The organism is Vibrio sp. 1F255 (genome assembly GCF_041439145.1).
Lineage (GTDB): Bacteria > Pseudomonadota > Gammaproteobacteria > Enterobacterales > Vibrionaceae > Vibrio > Vibrio crassostreae_C.
The window spans coordinates 157,761-179,004 of the sequence record NZ_JBGONQ010000005.1 but is presented as its reverse complement, the minus strand read 5'-3'; the positions used below and the strand labels follow the sequence as shown (position 1 = coordinate 179,004).

The 21,244-nt window shown below is 44.5% G+C and carries 17 protein-coding genes and 1 pseudogene; 13 read left to right on the top strand and 5 right to left on the bottom strand.

All coding sequences use genetic code 11. From position 1 onward, the window contains the following. A pseudogene (locus ACED41_RS05570) lies at positions 1-294 on the top strand (IS4 family transposase); the annotation flags it as partial. Positions 295-431: 137 nt separating this feature from the next. Here ACED41_RS05570 and ACED41_RS05565 read toward each other — a convergent pair. After that, complete coding sequence (locus ACED41_RS05565; RefSeq protein ID WP_017059614.1) at positions 432-1,319, bottom strand: mechanosensitive ion channel family protein; 888 nt, start codon at positions 1,317-1,319, stop codon at positions 432-434. 1 nt (position 1,320) lies between these two features. Next, a complete protein-coding gene (locus tag ACED41_RS05560) occupies positions 1,321-3,666 on the bottom strand; it encodes an ATP-binding protein (RefSeq protein ID WP_371724618.1) in 2,346 nt (781 codons plus the stop codon). A gap of 462 nt (positions 3,667-4,128) precedes the next feature. On the opposite strand from ACED41_RS05560, the gene ACED41_RS05555 reads away from it, so the two are divergent. Further along, positions 4,129-5,712 (top strand): ABC-F family ATPase, encoded by a 1,584-nt coding sequence (locus ACED41_RS05555; RefSeq protein ID WP_009846736.1) that lies wholly within the window; start codon positions 4,129-4,131, stop codon positions 5,710-5,712. A 222-nt stretch (positions 5,713-5,934) separates the two neighbouring features. On the opposite strand, the gene ACED41_RS05550 is transcribed toward ACED41_RS05555, so the two are convergent. Beyond that, positions 5,935-6,756 (bottom strand): formate dehydrogenase accessory sulfurtransferase FdhD, encoded by an 822-nt coding sequence (locus ACED41_RS05550; protein WP_017068189.1) that lies wholly within the window; start codon positions 6,754-6,756, stop codon positions 5,935-5,937. Positions 6,757-7,153: 397 nt separating this feature from the next. On the opposite strand from ACED41_RS05550, the gene ACED41_RS05545 reads away from it, so the two are divergent. The 11 genes from ACED41_RS05545 to cobB all read left to right on the top strand — a co-directional run bounded on the left by ACED41_RS05545 (position 7,154) and on the right by cobB (position 18,776). Beyond that, positions 7,154-7,618 carry a DUF3305 domain-containing protein gene (locus ACED41_RS05545; protein ID WP_136974282.1) on the top strand — a complete coding sequence of 155 codons (465 nt, stop codon included), beginning with the start codon at positions 7,154-7,156 and terminating at the stop codon, positions 7,616-7,618. After that, complete coding sequence (locus ACED41_RS05540) at positions 7,608-8,321, top strand: DUF3306 domain-containing protein (RefSeq protein ID WP_371724617.1); 714 nt, start codon at positions 7,608-7,610, stop codon at positions 8,319-8,321. The genes ACED41_RS05545 and ACED41_RS05540 overlap by 11 nt, the downstream gene beginning before the upstream one ends. Positions 8,322-8,620: 299 nt before the next feature. Next, a complete protein-coding gene (locus ACED41_RS05535; RefSeq protein ID WP_371724616.1) occupies positions 8,621-10,288 on the top strand; it encodes a 4Fe-4S dicluster domain-containing protein in 1,668 nt (555 codons plus the stop codon). A gap of 9 nt (positions 10,289-10,297) precedes the next feature. Then, positions 10,298-10,936: a molecular chaperone gene (locus ACED41_RS05530; protein WP_017059621.1), complete on the top strand. Its 639-nt coding sequence runs from the start codon at positions 10,298-10,300 to the stop codon at positions 10,934-10,936. 78 nt (positions 10,937-11,014) lie between these two features. Further along, positions 11,015-11,215, top strand: coding sequence for a twin-arginine translocation signal domain-containing protein (locus ACED41_RS05525; RefSeq protein WP_371724615.1), 201 nt, complete (start codon positions 11,015-11,017; stop codon positions 11,213-11,215). 10 nt (positions 11,216-11,225) lie between these two features. After that, entirely contained in the window at positions 11,226-14,081 is a 2,856-nt protein-coding gene (locus tag ACED41_RS05520; RefSeq protein WP_017063869.1) for a formate dehydrogenase subunit alpha, read from the top strand. An 11-nt stretch (positions 14,082-14,092) separates the two neighbouring features. Next, positions 14,093-14,701: a formate dehydrogenase FDH3 subunit beta gene (fdh3B, locus tag ACED41_RS05515; RefSeq protein ID WP_004733723.1), complete on the top strand. Its 609-nt coding sequence runs from the start codon at positions 14,093-14,095 to the stop codon at positions 14,699-14,701. A 13-nt stretch (positions 14,702-14,714) separates the two neighbouring features. Then, complete coding sequence (locus ACED41_RS05510) at positions 14,715-15,788, top strand: formate dehydrogenase subunit gamma (RefSeq protein ID WP_102333340.1); 1,074 nt, start codon at positions 14,715-14,717, stop codon at positions 15,786-15,788. Continuing rightward, a complete protein-coding gene (locus ACED41_RS05505) occupies positions 15,772-16,188 on the top strand; it encodes a hypothetical protein (RefSeq protein WP_017059624.1) in 417 nt (138 codons plus the stop codon). The genes ACED41_RS05510 and ACED41_RS05505 overlap by 17 nt, the downstream gene beginning before the upstream one ends. Positions 16,189-16,564: 376 nt before the next feature. Then, a complete protein-coding gene (locus ACED41_RS05500) occupies positions 16,565-17,785 on the top strand; it encodes an ammonium transporter (protein WP_371724614.1) in 1,221 nt (406 codons plus the stop codon). 256 nt (positions 17,786-18,041) lie between these two features. Further along, the gene (cobB, locus tag ACED41_RS05495; protein ID WP_017063867.1) at positions 18,042-18,776 is read left to right on the top strand and encodes a Sir2 family NAD+-dependent deacetylase; all 735 of its coding nucleotides are present in this window, start codon (positions 18,042-18,044) and stop codon (positions 18,774-18,776) included. A 94-nt stretch (positions 18,777-18,870) separates the two neighbouring features. Here the strand turns inward: cobB and ACED41_RS05490 are convergent, their stop codons facing one another. Beyond that, positions 18,871-19,908: an extracellular solute-binding protein gene (locus ACED41_RS05490; RefSeq protein WP_017059627.1), complete on the bottom strand. Its 1,038-nt coding sequence runs from the start codon at positions 19,906-19,908 to the stop codon at positions 18,871-18,873. Between the two features lie 210 nt (positions 19,909-20,118). Next, on the bottom strand, positions 20,119-21,153 hold the full coding sequence (locus ACED41_RS05485; RefSeq protein WP_017059628.1) for an extracellular solute-binding protein: 1,035 nt from the start codon (positions 21,151-21,153) through the stop codon (positions 20,119-20,121). Positions 21,154-21,244 lie beyond the last annotated feature (91 nt).

The following is a 21,244-nucleotide window of genomic DNA, read 5'->3' as shown; positions in this document are numbered from 1 at the left end:
GCACAAAAGGCCATCGTTGATGGGCTCATCTGGGCCAGTTTACTTGCGCTGATCATTAGGCGTAGTATTGCGCTTCAGATAATGCCATCGGTCTCATTGTTTAAAGCGGCAAAAAATGTGGATGTCTGGCTGTTACCAATATTTGAATGTATCAGTCACGGCGCATGGTCAGAAATCAGCAATAAAATCGAATGGGCTACCAGTTATATATCAAGGAACGCTCAAAAGTCCGCGCAGAGGAAGTCTAAAAAAAACATTACGTTAGACGGAATTTACGCTGAGCTTAGTGCTTAAGGTTCTGTCTATGTAGGACTATTAGCTTAAAGATAAAAAGCTCATAAAAAACACCTCCGCACTTGCGATAAGTTCGGAGGTGTTTTTATTTATGGCTAGTCATTTGCTATAAGCAACAAACGTCTAAAGCATCAAGCCTAATGCGCCGCTACTGAAATTTTCGGTGGGTTGATGTTGTGCTTCTTAAACTCTTTCATCACACGCAAAGTAATGTCGGTTTCAAACAGCTTCTCATACGCAGTATCCACAACGTAAGCCTTACAAGTTAGCTGTATTGCTAGGTAGTTATCGGTAATCGTCTGTTTAACCAAAACCGTTACAGGTTTCGGCAAGTGGATATAACGACTTGAAGACGCCGCTTCTTGAATCAGATCGCGGGCTAGGGTGATGTCTTCATCCATACCAACGTAAAACGGAATCACCACCTGCATGTCCAACGCACCGTAGTTACCACTGGTGGTCACTTCATTTAAGAACTTGTTGTTCGGAATGGTAATGATGTCATCGTTCAGGGTTCTCATTCGCACTGAACGCAAACCAATGGTAATGATATCACCGTAGTTGCCTTCGAACGTGACGCGGTCACCAACTTGAAAGGGCCTATCAATCATTACCGTGATGCCCGCGATGAATGAAGCTGCCAAATCTTTAAGCGCAAAGCCGACTGACACGGCGAGGGTACCACCAATCAAAGCCAGTATTTGGTCGTTGATTCTAAAGCTCATCATGAACACGATAAGACCTGTGCTCACATAGATAAAGAACTGAGTAAACGACTGCAGTTTCTGTAGCAGCATTCGGTATTGCACGAATTGGCTACCAAAACTGGTCACCATCGAGTTGATAAACTTAAGCAGTAACCACATCGCCGCAATAACGATCATGGAGAAGAACACGCCGCTCCATCGCACTAGACTCGCTATCTTTGAGATGTTTTCTACATTGGCTAACTCTTCCGTCGCAAAGATCGGGAAACTGACAGCACTTGCCAAGCCAACAAATAGTAGGATAAATAACTTCTTCATTTTACTTCACCAGTAGATGTTGACGGTCGAGAACGTTAGTAATGTGGCGGAACCAGTGCTCGGAAATTCGAGCCTTTTCTTCATGCCAACCAATATAACCACGGCTTTCAAAGTAACGCAGAATGCCGGTTATCTCAGCCGTGCTTAGCTGCGTACAATCAGACAAGACTTCCGGAGACGCGATTTCCAACTGCACGATAGAACGAAGCACAGCCAGCATAGGTTTTGGCATGTTTTCTAGTTCTTGTGCTTCTGGAACATGGAACAAGCGCACCACGGCTTGATCGGTATCTTTGTTTCGATTCAATGAGAGTCGGAAGAAGCGCAACGCAACGGTAGGGTTACCATCAGAGTAATGCCACAAGATTCGGTAGAAGCCTTGGCGTGCGCGATCTTCCTCGCTCATGTCATCTTGGTCCCACTGTTTAGGCACCACCAAACCATCAAACGATAACGGCTTCTCAAGCTCCGTATTAATACGGCTATTTAGAAGCTCACCGACTTGTTTCTCTGTCCAACGCGGAAGGAAACACACCAAGTCAAACAGCAAACGTTCGCCACGCGCTCGATCGACAAACCGCCAGCTTGATTTGGCGATCGATATCACGACACGGTGGTTCTTTTTAGAACGACGCAGTAGATTGGTTAAACGTATCAGATCAGACAAGCCGCCAACCATTGGCTTAACTAGACGTTGTGCATTATCGATCGCAATCAAGTACGTGGTCTTGCTTTTACGAAGGTGAGCCAAGATCTGAATCTCAGTCGCTTTCTCTTCCAAGCCGATGCTCACCGCTAGATGCGCTAACAGCTCTTGATAACCAGCGTAAGGGCAACTTACGTAGACAGGTTCAGCGTTAGAGACTTTGTGCAGCAGGGTATAAAGCAGCGTTGTTGCGCCCACACCACGTTCACCTGAAACAATACAGATAGCAGGGCTGTCTGACATCAAGTAGCGAGACAGTTGCTTAACCTCATCACCGGCGTAATCAATCAGCGTGCTGTCGATATTACCCGGAAGAATGTATTCATAGGTTTGATCGCCTTTGATTCGAACCAAGTTTTGCTGATTCTTGTCAAGGTCAGACTGCTTAGCCACTTCAATTCTAAACAGGTACGCCAAAGCTTGGCTAAACAGTGTGTAATTAGACAGCAAGGCCATGATGCGGTGTTGGAAGTTGTAAACACTCAACCATACGATGCCAATGGCCGTCGCCAATATATTAAGTAAGAAGGTATCCTTGCGGTTTGCTGCCCAGTTCACCCATACCGGACGATCAGAGATGTGTTGCAGCGTATCGAAGACTTTCGCACGCCATAATCTAAGCACTGAAATGGTAACCAGTACAAACCAGAAAAATAGGGCGCTGTAGATCCAGCTATAGATAGTGCCTTTGCCTAGCGTGATACTCGATATTTGCAAAGTCACACCCGCAACAATGAAGCTCCAAACATAACGGCGAATGGTCGATAGGCGCAGCGCAATCACTTCTTGATTGGATGTGCGGCCCAAACGATACGCAAATTCCAAAATAAAGCTGATAGCAATCGAACCACCTAGAATCCACCAAGTGAAGATCTCAAGGAAAATCAGGTGTTGCAGGCTAGGGATGCTGGAGAGCACTCTTAGAGAAAGCGTAATCGCAATTAACCAAGCAATCGCACGATCAGCGCGGCTGATGTACCAGATCACACGTACTAAAAATGGAGGGTTCGTTTTCGCTTCAAGAAAATTAATTCTGAACAACTCAATCAAACGAGTGCTATTGGCAAGCCACCACGCTAAACCAAAATAGATAAACAACACTTTTAACGATGCACCAATCACAGGCACTGGCGAAATAAAGATGTCTTTAACGAGCGCTTTAAAGCTACGAATTTGGAAGTAAACAAGATACTCAATGTTGAGCTTGGTTAATTCCCACTCTTGCTTAAATTGAGTTACACCGTAGGGGCCAAAACCCGTTAGGCGCTCTTTATCAGCGGAATTCGTCTGCTCTAACAGGTGTTGCTTGCTCACATTCAAGCTATTCAAAGTGACGTAACTGGTTTGAACGGCAAACCATTGATCGGCGTCGTTGTTCGCTCTGTAGGCTTTTATCTGTTGCTCGAAGGTTTTGATTTCCTGCTTTTGAACTTGTAGCACTTCAGCGAGCAATATATTGACTTGGCGTCTGTCCGACGGTTCCATAAAGAGTGGGTCGGGTAACGAATCAATTCGATCATCGAGATCAACAGCAGAATCGGATACCTGCGGCTGAGATTGTAAGTCATATTCCAAGTTGGCATGACTAGGCCAAGAGAGAATGGCCAAAGTGAGGATTAAGAAGCGCGATAGTGAACGCATAAAAGTCTCTTAGAATTATGAGGTTAGGATTACTATAGTTAGATAATCTGACTTTGTGAAATCCAACCCCGTGTCGGGGGCGAGTACTTTATTCCTGTTTCGAGCGATTTTGTCATGAAATTGTCAGGGATTAGGCTAGTATTTGAGCATCTTTATTATGTCTTCTGTTGCGTTGATCGGGTTGGCTTTTACTGTGACCAATCAGCATACGATATATTCAATGGTTGGCATGATTTGGGACGTTATATACCGCCCGTTATGGTGCGCTGTTCGATATTTTGTTTTTCCTTAAAATCGACGGTTTTACGGCGATAAATAGAAAACCAAAAATGTGAGTCAGTTCAAACTATGATTTGGCTAGGTTATCACTTACTTAATGGCCAGTAATTGCAATCAATACTTGCAGTTAAAGCCCTGAACAAGTAACGTTGCGGCGTTTTTCACATTAAAAAGGTAATGGCATTGATCTCCACAGCAAATATCACCCAACAATTCGGCGCTAAGCCACTTTTCGAAAATATTTCAGTTAAGTTCGGCGAAGGCAACCGCTACGGTTTAATCGGCGCGAATGGCTGTGGTAAATCGACGTTCATGAAGATCCTATCTGGTGAACTTGAGCCAAGTGCTGGTAACGTAAGCTACGATCCAAACGAGCGCGTTGCTAAGCTAAACCAAGACCAGTTTGCTTACGAAGAATTCACGGTAATCGACACGGTTATCATGGGTCACAAAGAGCTTTGGGCTATTAAGCAAGAGCGTGACCGCATTTACTCTTTGCCAGAAATGAGCGAAGAAGACGGCATGAAAGTGGCTGACCTTGAAGTTCAGTTCGCTGAAATGGACGGTTACATGGCAGAAGCTAAAGCTGGTGAGCTTCTTCTAGCGGTAGGTATTGAAGAATCAATGCACTTCGGTCTGATGAGCGAAGTAGCACCGGGTTGGAAACTTCGTGTTCTATTGTCTCAAGTACTGTTTGCAGACCCGCATATCATGCTTCTTGACGAACCAACGAACAACCTGGACATGGACACCATCAAGTGGTTGGAAGATACGCTAAACCAACGTAACTGCACAATGATCATCATTTCGCACGACCGTCACTTCCTAAACTCTGTTTGTACACACATGGCTGACCTTGATTACGGCGAACTTCGTCTATTCCCAGGTAACTACGATGAGTACATGACGGCTGCGACTCAAGCTCGTGAGCGTCTACTGTCTGACAACGCTAAGAAGAAAGCACAAATTGCTGAACTTCAAACGTTCGTATCTCGTTTCTCTGCTAACGCATCTAAAGCGAAGCAAGCAACGTCACGTGCTAAGCAGATCGATAAGATCCAACTAGACGAAGTTAAAGCGTCTAGCCGTCAAAACCCATTCATCCGTTTCGAACAGTCTAAAGAGCTATTCCGTAACGCACTTGTGGTTGAAAACCTATCTCAAGGTTTTGAAGAAGACCTATACAACAAGTTCGACGGTATTTTCGAAGTAGGTGAGCGTGTTGCTATCATCGGTGAGAACGGTGTGGGTAAAACAACACTACTTAACACACTAGCTGGCGCTCTTGAGCCTCGCACAGGTGAGTACAAGTGGTCTGAAAACTCAAACATCGGTTACTACGCTCAAGATCACGCACACGATTTCGAGACAGACATGAACTTGTTTGATTGGATGAGCCAATGGCGCCAAGAAGGCGAAGACGAGCAAGTTGTTCGTGGCTTCCTAGGTCGTATGCTATTTGGTCAAGACGACATTAAGAAATCTGTAAAGGTTATCTCTGGTGGTGAGCAAGGTCGTATGCTTCTTGGTAAGATCATGATGCATAAACCAAACATCCTGCTAATGGATGAGCCAACAAACCACATGGATATGGAATCTATCGAAGCGCTTAACTTGGCTCTTGAGAACTACAAAGGCACATTGTTCTTCGTATCTCACGACCGTGTATTCGTAGACTCGCTTGCAACTCGTATCCTTGAAATCAAAGATGGCAAGATCAACGATTTCCGCGGTACTTACGCTGAGTTCTTGAAAGCACGCGGCTAAGCTTTAAGTTAGCCTTAGTTTTCAACTCTATGCGTTGGAAATTAAGCTATAAATTGAAAATTAAAAACGCCGTCATACTAAAAAGCATGACGGCGTTTTTGTATCTAGTTAAGTTTCTATGTATTTATCCTTGATGGGTCACTAACTATTTACATCAGAACTTTACAATTAGAAGCGGTTAGTGAATCACCAATCAAACCTACGCTTTTTTCCGACTGCTGATTATTCACCTTTCACATCAAAGTCAATCTTGTCTGCACCCGTGAACACTTGGAAGCGTAAACCTTTAGCGCGAGCAATCGTAGTGATGCCGAACTTCTGCGCTAAATCTAAGCCCATTTGTGTAACGCCAGAGCGTGACAGTAGAACAGGGATTCCCATCTGCGCAACCTTAATCACCATCTCAGACGTTAAACGGCCTGTGGTGTAGAAGATCTTATCTTCACCTGTCTCTTTGTTAAGCCACATCTCACCAGCCAATGTATCAACGGCATTGTGTCGGCCAACATCTTCAACAAACGATAGAACCTTGTCGTCTTTGCAAACAGCACAGCCATGAACCGCACCCGCTTTCTTGTAGGTGTCGTTATAATGAGTCAGCGCTTCTAGAGCCGTATAGATTTCAGATTGCTTAATCTTGGTTTGAGGCACTTGGTAATCTTCCAATTGCTTCATCACGTTGCCATACATGGTACCTTGGCCACAGCCAGAGGTAACTGTCTTCTTCTTAAGCGCTTGCTCAAGTTGGCTCGTATCTTCTTTGGTGATAACCGCTGCTGAGCTGGTTTCCCAGTCGATGATGATTGATTCAACGGCTTCTGGATCAGAAAGGAAGCTTTGGTTTTTCAAATAACCCAAGACTAATGCTTCCGGGCGTGAACCCAATGTCATTAGAGTTACGATCTCTTTCCAGTTCAACATAACGGTAAGAGGGCGCTCGCACGCAATTTGTTTCGTTAGCTTTTCGCCATATTCATCAAACACTTCAACTTCGATGGTCTGAAGTGGGTTTTCACTGGTTTTTATTATGTTTGGTTTTACCACAGTCACGTCCTACTTAATGAGATAGCGATTATAAGGGATAAGAAGTTAGGCAAGAGTCATCATACGACTCTTTAGAATACATGCGTTCTCTGTCACTTAGTCAGTCTTAGCTTTAACTCAAGCATTTAGCAATTCTCATTCCAAAATAGCGGCTATTCGAGAAAACATGAAGCATTCGATTAAAATAGCGCAAAATATGAGAGTTCACCGAGACTAACTGTCTCAAACCAGCGCGATCGACTAACGTTATAGGGGTAACTTTACGACAAACGCACTAAAGACGGAGCAGGACTTAAAATGTATTGGCGTGTTTATTGCTTTGTAGAGGGTATATGATTATGCGAAGTACAAAATGTCCTACGTACGATCAGAATAAAGAAAATCAATTGGGTGCAGTATGTCTGAGATAAAAGAATTCCAAGAACACTACGAAAAAACAGAATCAGCTTGGCCAATAGGTGTCCAAAGAATAGAGAAAGAGATCAAAACTGGCATTTGGGTAACAACTCAATGGGAACTCATCGGTTTTGAATTATCACCTGAACATGAAACCCCAGACGTATGTTCGCTTCAGTTGCACAAAGACGAACGTACCGACTACCGCTTCAATCTAAGCTCTCAGCAACCTAAGCTTTTCTTAGTGATGGATAATGTCGATTCAGGCGTTAAGCCCGTCATTCAGTTACTTACAGCATCACAAACCGTTGCAGGGCAATACATGGACGGTGACAACCAAGTCCTTTCATACGACATTCCGTTACCTGTACAAGCTTGGATGGAAGCGTTCATCGGTCGTCATGGTGAGTTATTAGAAGCAAGACGTAAGAAACGTAAAGGCGCGGGTCGATCAAATGGCAACTAACTTTTTTAGCCGTTGGTCTCAACGAAAGCTTGATGAATCAACCGACCAACCTTTAGAAGCGCAACAAACGCTTGAGGAAACTGAGCTTACTTCCGCAAAGACTTCGTTTGCTGCTTCATCTATAGACGCAGAAACATCGGAGTCATTAGAGCGTGATACTTTAGAAAATGGTGCTTTAGAAAATGAGTCTCCAGAACACAATGAAGACGCTCACGCTGTCGATTCTCAAGCTATTGACACTCAGGAGATAGCATCAGAAACGACTGAAGACTTGTCTGTTGCTCAATTATTGGTGTCAGAAGCTTCAGAAAGCGTAAAAAAAGCGGCATTGCGTAAATTATTCCTCTCAGAAGAATTCAACGTTCGTGATGGTTTAGATGATTACGACGACGATTACAGTAATTTGAAGTCTCTTTCTGAAGGGGTTGCGGAAACCTTGCGTGATTGGGTTAAAGACAAAACGGAAGAAGAAACTGCGCCAGAAGAAGAGCAAATCATTGATAATAAAGACGAAGGTGAAGTTTTAGAAAATTCTGAAAGCGATCTTGAGGTATCTGATAATAAACTTGAAACGTCAGAAAGTGCCGAAATAACCGAACAAGAAAAAGAACTGTATAAAAAAACAGTATCGAATAATAACGCTACAATGTCAGACGAAGCAGACCTGAAAGAGGTGGGACAAAATATACCACACAAAGAATAGGTACATTTTGACTAAACACTCAATGAACCGCTTGCGACAAAATGTCCCAAGCGGTTTTTTTATACGCACAATAAACGTTATATAGGATTAAATCACTGAAATATAAGGCATATTAAATTGGCATGGCATTTGCAAAATAACGTTCATTATCAACTTTTTTGTAGATAGACGAGTTCACGGTCTGACGAACGACACACTGGCTAAAGGGTTAGTTGTTAACGGATTACTCAGCAAGTTCTCTCTCGCTTACTACAATAAAGGTTGAACAGATTATCCATGTCCAAAGATGGAACTGAGCAATGCTTAAACAATTATTAGAACAAGCAAATTCAAATAACGCTAAAGCAAGACTGTATGCATTTGAAAATACAGTTGAGTTAACAAATCTGATTCCACCTACTGTTAGCTACGAAAGCGGCGGTAATACACTTGTTATTGGTCCAACTGCGATCATTGAAAGTGCTGCGGCTCAATTACCTCAGTTAACAAGCCTAACACTGCTTTCGACAGATGGTGTGAAGGCAACGAATACTGAGTCAGAGCTTTACTACGCGAACGCGGTTCAAGTTTCTGGTTTCCTTGGTACGTTCGAAGTTCTAATCGAAAACAAAGGCCTAACCAATAACCTTGCAAAAGTAGCAATCAATCATGACTGTTTTGATGTGGTTTTGGACTTATGTCTGAATAGCTGCATGACTGAAGAAGTGCCTGTTCCTGGTTATTACCCAGTAGGTCGTGGTTATCCAAAACTGGCTGAAGCGTTAGAAGAAATTCCTACGTTAATGGGCACGTTTGATAAGCCTAAGTTCTTCCGTTTGGACACAGACCTATGCGCGCACAGTTCTCGTGGCGTAAAAGGCTGTGAGCGTTGTGTAGATGCTTGTCCTGCTGGCGCACTATCAAGTGAAGGCTCTGATAAGACGGGTCACAAGATTGAGATTAACCCTTACCTATGTCAAGGCGTGGGTACGTGTGCAACGAGCTGTCCGACAGAAGCTATCTCTTACGCATTACCTAACCCTGACGATACTCAAAAATTCATTGAACGTACGCTAGCTAACTACGAGCAAGCGGGTGGTCTGGATCCAATCGTACTTATCTGTAGCTCACGTCATGAGACTTACAACGTGATGGCTCTTAAAGCGCTACCAGATAACGTGATTCCAATTGTCGTAGAAGAACTGCCATCTATTGGTATCGATACTTGGTTTGCAGCTTTAGTTAATGGCGCAACTCAGGTTCTGTTTGCCGCATCTCGCTTTATGCCAGAAACGATCATTCGTGTTCTAAATAACGAAGTAGGGATTGCTCAAGAACTACTAGATCAAATCGGTATTCCAAAAGAAACCATCGATATTCTGTACTTAGAATCTCTACGTGAATGTCCTCCAACACTTTGTGTGGATTCATTCGACCTTGCACTTGGCGATCTTCAAGGCAACAAGCGCCAACGTCTATTTACAGCACTTGATGCGATGTCTTCAGCTCGTATTCCTGTTGAAAATATTGTTGAGCTTCCGTCAAACGCACCTTACGGCAACGTTTCGTGTGATAGCAAAGATTGTACGTTATGTATGAGCTGTGTGGCTGTGTGTCCGACACGTGCACTTCATACCGACGGGGCTTCTCCATCACTTAAATTTGTAGAACAAGACTGTATTCAATGTGGCTTGTGTGAAAAGGCATGTCCTGAAAATGTTCTGACTCTTACGCCTCGTATGAACTGGGTAAAAGAAGAACGTCAAAAAGCAGTTGTGATTCATGAAGAGAAAGCTGCGGAATGTGTACGTTGCCATAAACCATTCGCACCTCAGTCTATGATTGACATGTTACAGAACAAGTTACGCGGTCACTCTCACTTTTCAGATGAAGCAGCGATTAATCGTATCGCTATGTGTGAAGACTGCCGTGTGGTGGATATGTTCGATTCAATGGCTCAAGACCCATTGAAACAATTGAAATACTAGGAGTTAGCCTTGGAAACGAATTTGGATCAGGCACAAGAACAGACACTAAGAACTGAGATCTATTTGGTTCTATCCGCACTGTTTCGCAGCGCACCTTCTGAAGAGGTGATCGACTTTCTAAAAACACTCGATATTGAAGCGTCTGAAAGCGCAATGCAAAAGGCTTGGATTGCCATTCAACAAGCGGCAACAGAATCAAACCGTGAAGCTCTTGAAGACGAATATCAAGATTTGTTCATCGGTATTGGGCGTGGAGAAGTCGTTCCATTTGGTTCTTGGCATCGCACTGGCGCCATGATGGAAAAACCATTGGCAGAGATTCGTCATGACTTAGAGCTTTTAGGCATTGAGCGTGACGATCAAGTGAAAGAGCCGGAAGATCATATCGCAGCACTGTGTGAAGTGATGGCGATGCTAACGGCTGAAGAAGAAGCACTGCAACAGGCGGTATTCAATAAGCACCTTGGCCCTTGGTTTAACTCTTTCACGCGTCAGCTTGAAGGGGCAGAAAGCGCGAACTTCTACAAATCGGCCGCTCAACTCTGTGAAGCATTCTTAACGTTAGAACAAGTGCGTTTTAGCGTGAATACAAAAAGCAGTAAGCACAAATTAAAGATTGATGTGAAAAACGTCACTGATTACGAGTAATCGAGCAGTACGCGATTATATCGATAGAGGGGCATTAAGCCTCCAAAAAAAGATCTACCGTAAGGTAAGGAAGCAATGATGAAAGATAATAAAGATATAAATACAAGCCGTAGGGATCTACTCAAAGGCTTGACGACTGCAGCCGTTGCTGGTGCCGTTGTCGCTGGTACAACTAAAGTGGCAACCGCTTCAGAAACTGTTGAAATTTCGACAGAAGACGTGAAGAAGACAGGGTATCGTGAGACGCAACACATTCGCGATTACTACGACACACTTTAGGAGATAACGGATGAAACTTGTCAAACGCTCCGATAGTGTGAGCAAAGAAACCAATCAGCTAGGTGTGTCTCGACGTGCCTTCATGAAAAACACTTCATTAGCTGCTGGTGGCGCAGTGGTAGGCGCAAGTCTATTTGCACCAGGTATGATGAAGAAAGCACAGGCTAAATCAGTCGATCCAGAAGCGAAAACAGAAGTGAAACGTACTATCTGTTCTCACTGTTCTGTGGGTTGTGGTATCTACGCTGAAGTTCAAAATGGCGTATGGACAGGTCAAGAGCCTGCATTCGATCACCCATTCAACGCTGGTGGACACTGTGCGAAAGGTGCAGCACTTCGTGAGCACGGCCACGGTGAACGTCGTCTTAAGTACCCAATGAAATTGGAAGGCGGTAAGTGGAAGAAGCTTTCTTGGGAACAAGCGATTGAAGAGATCGGTAACAAAGCGCTAGAACTTCGTAAAGAGTCTGGCCCTGATTCAGTTTACTTCCTAGGTAGTGCGAAACACAGTAACGAGCAAGCTTATGCATTCCGTAAGATGGCTTCGCTTTGGGGCACCAACAACGTTGACCACCAAGCACGTATTTGTCACTCAACCACAGTAGCCGGTGTTGCGAACACTTGGGGTTACGGTGCAATGACAAACTCGTTCAATGACATGCACAACTGTAAATCGATGCTGTTCATTGGTTCAAACCCAGCGGAAGCTCACCCAGTAGCGATGCAACACATCTTGATCGCGAAAGAGAAGAACAACTGTAAGATCGTTGTTGCGGATCCTCGTCGTACGCGTACTGCTGCGAAATCAGATCACTACGTTTCTCTTCGTCCAGGTTCTGACGTTGCGTTTATCTGGGGTGTGTTATGGCACGTCTTTGCAAACCAATGGGAAGACAAAGAGTTCATTAAACAACGTGTATTCGGCATGGACGAGATCCGTGAAGAAGTCGCGAAGTGGAACCCAGCAGAAGTTGAACGCGTAACTGGTGTTAGTGAAAAAGACGTATACCACACCGCGAAACTACTTTCTGAAAACCGTCCGGGTTGTATCGTTTGGTGTATGGGTGGTACTCAGCACACGACTGGTAACAACAACACACGCGCTTACTGTGTACTTGAGCTTGCGCTAGGTAACATCGGTAAATCAGGCGGCGGTGCAAACATCTTCCGTGGTCACGATAACGTACAGGGCGCAACTGACCTTGGCGTACTGTCAGACACACTTCCAGGCTACTACGGCTTGTCTGAAGGTTCTTGGCGTCACTGGTCAAAAGTTTGGGATATCGACTTTGACTGGGTGAAAGGCCGTTTCGACGACAACGCATACGGCGGTCAAAAACCAATGAACAGTGCAGGTATTCCTGTATCTCGTTGGGTTGATGGCGTACTTGAAGACAAAGACAAGATTCGCCAACGCGAAAACATCCGTGCCATGTTCTACTGGGGTCACGCGGTGAACTCTCAGACTCGTGGTCCAGAGATGAAAAAAGCGATGCAGAAGCTGGATATGATGGTTATTGTTGACCCATACCCAACGGTTGCAGCGGTAATGAATGATCGTACCGACGGCGTTTACCTGCTACCAGCAACGACTCAGTTTGAAACCTACGGCAGTGTAACGGCGTCAAACCGTTCTCTACAGTGGCGTGACAAGGTTGTTGATCCTCTATTCGAATCTAAACCTGACCACGAAATCATGTACCTGCTTTCTAAGAAGCTTGGTTTCTCTGATCAGCTGTTCAAAAACATCCGTGTTGAGAACAACCAACCACTGATTGAAGATATTACACGTGAATTCAACAAAGGTATGTGGACAATCGGCTACACAGGCCAAAGCCCTGAGCGTTTGAAAGAACACCAACAGAATTGGCACACATTCCACAAAACGTCTCTAGAAGCAGAAGGCGGTCCAGCAAATGGTGAGACTTACGGTCTTCCTTGGCCATGTTGGGGTACGCCAGAAATGAAACACCCAGGCACACACATCCTTTACGATACGTCTAAGACGGTTGCTGAAGGTGGTGGTAACTTCCGTACTCGTTTTGGTGTTGAGTTTGAAGGTCAAAGCCTACTGGCAGAAGACAGCTACTCGAAAGGCTGTGAGATCAAAGACGGCTACCCAGAGTTCAGTGACAAACTACTGAAACAACTGGGTTGGTGGGATGATCTAACTGCAGAAGAGAAAGCGGCTGCTGAAGGCAAAAACTGGAAGACTGACGTTTCAGGTGGTATCCAACGTGTGGCAATTAAACACGGCTGTATCCCATTTGGTAATGCGAAAGCACGTGCGATTGTTTGGACATTCCCAGACCGTGTACCACTGCACCGTGAGCCACTTTACACGCCACGTCGCGACCTAGTTGCTGATTACCCAACGTGGGACGACAAAGAAGCTATCTTCCGTGTTCCTACGCTTTACAAGTCGATTCAAGAGCAAGACAAATCTGGCGAATACCCGATTATCCTGACCTCTGGTCGTTTGGTTGAGTACGAAGGTGGTGGTGAAGAAACCCGTTCTAACCCTTGGCTAGCAGAACTACAGCAAGAGATGTTTGTTGAAGTGAACCCGAAAGATGCAAACGACATCGGCTTTAAAGACGGTGACGATGTTTGGGTTGAGGGTGCAGAGAAGGGCCGTATTAAGGTGAAAGCGATGGTTACACGTCGTGTGAAACCGGGTCTGGCATTCATCCCATTCCACTTCGGTGGTAAGTTCCAAGGCGAAGATTTGCGTTCTAAATACCCAGAAGGCACTGATCCTTACGTTATTGGTGAAGCTGCTAACACAGCAACCACATACGGTTACGACCCTGTCACGTTAATGCAGGAAACGAAAGTAACCCTTTGTAATATTCGTAAAGCGTAAGGAGTCTTAAAATGGCTAGAATGAAATTTCTTTGTGACACCAAGCGTTGTATCGAATGTAACGGTTGTGTCACTGCATGTAAGAATGAAAATGATGATGCTCTGGAATGGGGTATTCAACGTCGTCGCGTTGTGACACTGAACGATGGCGAACCAGGTGAAAACTCTATCTCAGTAGCGTGTATGCACTGTACTGATGCCCCTTGTATGGCAGTTTGCCCGGCAGACTGTTTTGAACATACGGAAGACGGCATCGTACTTCACAATAAAGATCTGTGTATCGGTTGTGGTTACTGCTTGTTTGCTTGTCCGTTTGGCGCACCTCAATTTCCTAAACAGGAAGCCTTTGGTGAGCGCGGTAAAATGGACAAATGTACCTTCTGTGCTGGCGGCCCAGAAACAGAGCCAGGTTCTGTGGAAGAACGTCAGAAGTACGGTGCGAACCGTATTGCTGAAGGCAAGCTACCAATGTGTGCTTCTTTATGTTCGACCAAAGCACTGCTAGCGGGTGATGCAGAGAAAGTCTCTGATGTATTCCGCCAGCGTGTTGTTGAACGTGGTGCGAAGGGTGCAGGCTGGACAGACGGCAATGACCTTTCTTACGATGCGATGAAGAGCTAGTTAGGAGAGACATATGCTTACAATGTTTAAGCGTCTCTTCCTTGTTGTGCTGCCAATGTTGGCAGCACTAACAATGCTGTCTCCTTTGAGTCATGCATCTGAGACGAACTCATCACAAACTCAATCGAGCTCTGCTGAAAGAGAAATCACACAACTTGCTGGCGCTGATTTTTGGCGACAAGTAAGAAACGGTGAAGAAGGTTACACCACATCTCAATCGGCTGAGCACGGTGTGTTGATCAGTACCCCAGGTCAAGCGTGGTACATATTGAAAGAGAAGTGGATGTCACCAGCCGGTGCTGTCGCTATCTTTGGCAGTATTGCTTTCGTTACTCTAATGTACGTTGTGATTGGCCCATTAATGCTGAGTGCGCCAAGAACAGGCCGTAAGATCAAACGTTGGTCTCGACTAGACCGTGCCTTGCACTGGAGTATGGCGTTTACCTTCTTAACACTGGCGTTCAGTGGTTTGATGTTGGTTTACGGTAAGCACTTCTTGAAGCCGTACATTCCAACAGACCTTTGGGGCTTCATCGTTCTATTGGCGAAGCAATACCACAACTACATCGGCCCGATTTTCTATGTGCTGTTGATGGCTGTTCTCATCAAGTGGTGGCGCAAGTCTATTTTCAAGATGGTCGATGTACAGTGGTTCATGAAACTGGGTGGTATGGTCGGGAAACATAAAGGTTCTCATCCATCTGCAGAGTTTTCCAACGCGGGTGAAAAAGCACTGTTCTGGCTATTGATTGTTATGGGTAGTGTGGCTGCGATCAGTGGCTTGGTTTTAGACTTCCCAATCTTCGGTCAAACCCGTCGAGATATGGAGCTCTCAAACCTAGTCCACATGTTGGCTGCTTTGATCCTTATCTGTGGTTTCGTGTTCCACATCTACATCGGCTTGTTCGGTATGGAAGGGGCACTAGAAGGCATGGTAACAGGCGAAGTTGATGAGACTTGGGCTAAAGAGCACCATGATCTTTGGTACAAAGAAGTGATGGAACAAGAGAAAAACGGCGTTGAACAAAGCGCTAACGCAGCAACAGAGAAAACGGAAGGGGTGAATAAGAATGAACAAACCTCATAAAGGTATTTGGGTCGCTTACATACTAAGCTGCTTTACGCCATTTACTTGTCTTCTCTCTGGTGTGGTTGCCATCATCTACGCGGGCTATCGTTTAGATAAAGGCGAAGATGGTGAAGTAGTGGATACCCATTACTACGGCTTGATTCGCTCGTTCTTCTTGAACTTGACGTTCTTTGTTGTACTTATCGTGACAGTAGCGACCTCTAATGGCGTGTTGATCGGTGTGAACGATTACTGGTATCAAAATCATATTATCGATGACATCGCTTACTACATACCGTATGTAGGCATGTTGTTCGGTGGTGTTGCGATTGTGGTTTGGTTTATTCGTATGTATCAAGGTATGCAGCGTTTAAGTCAAAACCTACCGCAAAACCCGACAACAGGTCCAAACTTGTAGTCGAGTATCGGCTCACTAGATAGCGAATTATCTAGCACAATAGTCCTTTTGAAAGCCCAATGATTTCGGTCATTGGGCTTTTTGTTTCTAATCAGCAACGAAACTTAATGAAGCATAGTATTGACCGCTTCAATATGGTGCAACTCCCTTAATTGGTGCAATTCTTGTTTCCATTTTCACGCTCATTAAGAACCAAGAAAGTGCACCGATAAATTTATTATCAATTAATCAGTAAGTTAAAAGCAAAAACTGTTGCACGAAAATTACACCACACACTTGGAACGCATCTTGCGTTCACTGTTGAGTCTTTAATTAATTACAACATTGAATCGCACGATATCAGTGCAAATCAAATAAAGCGAAGGAGAATGCTTTAATGAGTGAAACGGTGACTCAAGTTCATAGTGCAGTACAAACCCTTACCCAAAGTTCAGATACTTTATTCCTATTACTCGGCGCCATCATGGTTTTCTTGATGCACGCTGGCTTTGCATTTCTAGAAGTCGGTACCGTTCGAAAGAAGAACCAAGTCAACGCGCTGGTTAAGATCCTTTCCGACTTTGGTGTCTCCGCCATTGCTTACTTCTTTATCGGTTACTGGGTTGCTTACGGTGCACACTTTTTTGCAGACGCAGAAACACTTTCGCAAGGCAACGGATATGAACTGGTTAAGTTCTTCTTCCTAATGACATTCGCAGCGGCAATTCCTGCGATTGTTTCTGGTGGTATCGCAGAGCGTGCTCGTTTCTATCCAATTTTGATTGCGACACTGTTTACGGTTGGTTTCATCTATCCATTTTTTGAAGGCATCATTTGGAACGGCAACTTTGGATTCCAAGATTGGCTAGAAGGTCAGTTTGGTTACGTGTTCCATGACTTCGCAGGCTCGGTAGTGGTTCACGGCGTAGGTGGTTGGATTGCTTTGGTCGCAGTTTACTTCTTAGGGATGCGTAAAGGTCGAATCCGTGCAGGCAAACACACCAACTTCGCACCATCGAATATCCCATTCTTAGCACTAGGCTCTTGGATCTTATGTGTGGGTTGGTTTGGCTTTAACGTGATGTCTGCACAAGCAATCAACGGCATCAGCGGCCTAGTGGCGATGAACTCACTGATGGCAATGGTTGGTGGTATTCTGGCGGCGCTTGTTGCAGGTAAAAATGACCCAGGCTTTATTCATAATGGTCCTTTGGCTGGCTTAGTAGCAATTTGTGCAGGGTCAGACTTAATGCACCCATTAGGCGCTCTGATTACTGGCGGCGTGGCGGGCGCTTTGTTTGTTTACCTATTTACTTACATGCAAAACAAAACACAGATTGATGATGTATTGGGTGTATGGCCTCTACACGGCGTATGTGGTGCCTGGGGTGGCATTGCAGCTGGTATCTTCGGCCAACAAGCTTTCTGGGGTCTAGGCGGCGTGAGCTTAGCTTCTCAGTTGATTGGTACAGTCGCAGGTGTTGCAGTTGCTGTCGTCGGCGCGTTAATCGTATACGGTGTGTTGAGCAAACTAACAGGCCTACGCTTAAGTGAAGAAGATGAGTTCAACGGTGCGGATCTTTCTATCCATAAGATCTCTTCTATCAACGAAGACTAACGTTATTAACTTGGTGGGTTAAAGCACATCAAGTAGACAACTGTTGAACAGAACTAAGCGGCTTCGGTCGCTTTTTTGTTTCTATGGATAGCAAAACAGAGAATTTGAGTAATAACAGCCACAACTATCAAGCGAGTTATGTCACAAATAGCCAATGAATTCAGTTGCCTAAGACTATGGTCTAATCCCCAAAACTATTGTTGGAATTTGAACAGTGCTAAGCTGTTACAAAGTGACATATCTAAAAGGACGTTATATGCATTTCCCATATCGAAATATCGTAATTCTTACTGGCGCTGGCATCTCTGCAGAGTCGGGGATACAAACATTCCGAGCACAAGACGGGCTATGGGAAAACCACAAAATCGAAGATGTAGCGACGCCTGAAGGGTTCGCAAAAGATCCTGACTTGGTACAAGCCTTCTATAACAAGCGTCGTCACGGCCTGCAAAGTGAGAGCATTCAGCCCAATTCAGCCCACAAGGCGCTAGGAGAGCTCGAAGACAAGCTTGATGGCAAAGTTACCATCATCACTCAAAACATCGACAATTTGCACGAGAGAGGCGGTAGCAACAACATTATTCACATGCATGGTGAACTTTTAAAAGCGCGTTGCAGTGAATCCAATCAAGTTGTAGAGCACAAAGGCGATATTGAAACGGGTGAACTTTGTCATTGCTGCCAAATCCCTGCACAAATGCGTCCACATATTGTTTGGTTTGGCGAAATGCCACTAAGAATGGGCGACATTTATTCCGCACTGGAAGAAGCGGATCTGTTTATCTCTATCGGAACTTCAGGTGTTGTTTATCCAGCGGCAGGCTTTGTTCACGATGCGAAAATGCATGGTGCACATACTATCGAGATAAACCTCGAACCAAGTGCGGTTGAAAGTGAATTTGAAGAGAAGCGCTACGGCAAGGCGAGTATCGAGGTGCCTAAACTGGTTGGCGAGTTATTATGTACAGAGAAAGGTTCTTTAACGGCCTAAGCCTTGTCTTTAATAACACACATCAGTTTCTGAATCTGAAAAAATAAAGCGGCTTACGCCGCTTTATTTACTTAACTTCTTAACTAACAATAACTTAGTTGTTTACTTTAAGTTTTTGGAAGTACTCGTCATAAATAACGCTCGCTTCACCAACTTCATCTTGCCACACACCGTTATCCATCACTGATTGTGGTGGGAAAACGTTCTTGTCTTCAGCAAATTCTTTAGGAAGAAGAGGGTAAGCGGTTTTAACTGGTGTCGGGTAACCGATCTCTAGAGCAATTTTCGCAGCGTTCTCTGGGCGAAGAAGGAAGTCGATCATCTTATGAGCCGCTTCAGTGTTCTTAGCGCCTGCTGGAATTGCTAGGCTGTCCATCCAGAAGATAGCGCCTTTTTCTGGCCAGATAATGTCAATCGTTGCGCCTTCTTGGCGTGCCATGTAAGCAGAACCATTCCAAAGCATACCAAGAGACACTTCACCTGCTAGGTAAGGGTTCGCTGGGAAATCTGAGTTAAATACCAATACGTTTGGCATTAGCTTACGAAGTTCTTCGTAGGCTTCTTTGATTTCTTCAGGGTTAGTCGTGTTTGGAGAGTAGCCCAGTTTAGATAGAGCGATATGGAAAACCTCACGAGAGTCATCCATCATCATCAGTTGACCTTCCCACTGCGTATCCCACAGATCGCCCCAGTTTTTAACTGAAGACTTGTCTAGCATGTCTGAGTTGATACCAATACCCGTCGCACCCCAGATGTATGGGATTGAGTAGTTGTTATTTGGGTCAAATGGCTTATCTAAGTAATTTGGATCCAAATCTGCAAAGTGGCTTAGCTTGGTTTTATCAAGCTCTTGAAGCATGCCTTCTTTACGCATCTTAGAAACGAAGTAAGTAGAAGGAACCACTAAGTCGTAACCCGTACCTTGAGTTTTTAACTTAGCGTACATGCTTTCGTTAGACTCATAAGTTGAGTAGTAGACTTTAATGCCCGTCTCTTCTGTGAAGTCTTCTAGTACTTCATTTGGAATATATTCAGACCAGTTGTAAAAATACAGTTCTTGGTCAGCTGCGAAAGAGGGTGTAGAAAGTAAAGTAGCAGCACACAATGCGCCGGTATACAGTGTTTTTTTCATTACTGTTCCGTTCATTTGTTTGATTTGGAGCTGGGTAGTGAACCCAAGGTAAAGGATTTCGAAAAATCGCGCTATATTATAGCAGCGATATAATAAAATAGGCAGCCTAAGCTGCCTATTCATTGATATTCTTATTTTTAACTTATTGATTATCTGCGTTGACCTGTTAAGTAAACTGGTTACTTAGCCACAGTTAGATAATAAGCTAAATTACTGACCTGCTTTAAGTTTCATGAAGTAATCTTCGTACTTCACTGTCTTATCGCCAACCGCAGCTTGCCATTCAACACGATCAAGGTCTTCTTGCGATGGGAATAGCGCAGGGCTATCTTTGAACTTCTCGTTAGACGCTTTAACGGCCGTTAGGTAGCCTGTGTCACGAGAAATTTGCTCAGCAATTTCAGGGCGAAGTAGGAAATCAATCATCTTATGAGCTGCTTCTACGTTTACCGCACCAGAGCTAATCGCAAAGTTATCAACCCAACCGATACCGCCTTCTTTAGGGAAAACCAGTTTGATTGGTAGACCTTCGTTTTGCGCTGCAGCAGCAGAACCGTTCCACAGCATACCAAGACCGACTTCACCAGACATGTAAGGCGCGCCTGGGTTGTCTGAGTTAAATACTAGAACGTTTGGCATAAGCTTTTGTAGCTCAGCGTACGCTTCGTCGATCTCTTTTTCGTTGGTTGTGTTACCAGAGTAACCTAACTTACGCAGTGCGATGTGGAACACTTCACGAGTGTCGTCCATCATCATCAGTTGACCTTCAAGCTCTGGCTTCCATAGATCAGCCCAGCTTTGGAAATCTTCTGGATCGTACATGTCAGTGTTAACAGCAAGACCTGTGATCGCAACTACGTGTGGAATAGAGTAGTCGTTGCTTGGGTCGTACGGCTTATCTAGATAGTTAGTATCTAGATTCTTGAAGTTGTTCAGCTTAGTTTTGTCGATCTTTTGTAGCATACCTTCGTCACGCATCTTAGATACGAAGTAAGTCGACGGCACAACTAGGTCATAGCCTTTGTTGTGTGTTTTTAGCTTTGCGTACAGGGTTTCGTTCGACTCGTAAGTCGAGTAGATCACCTTGATACCAGTTTCATCAGTGAACTGTTCTAGAATCTCACTGTTGATGTAAGGTCCCCAATTCATGAATACCAATTCTTTGTTATCTTTTGCAAATGATGGTGCAGATAACATTGAAAGCGCACATGCACTACCAGCTAATAGAGTAGCCCATTTTTTCATTGACGTTAGCTCCAAACTAAACGTTGCCCGAAGGCAGTAGATAGAAAAACAGAATGGCAATTTACCATTCTGTTTATGATTAACACTTTTT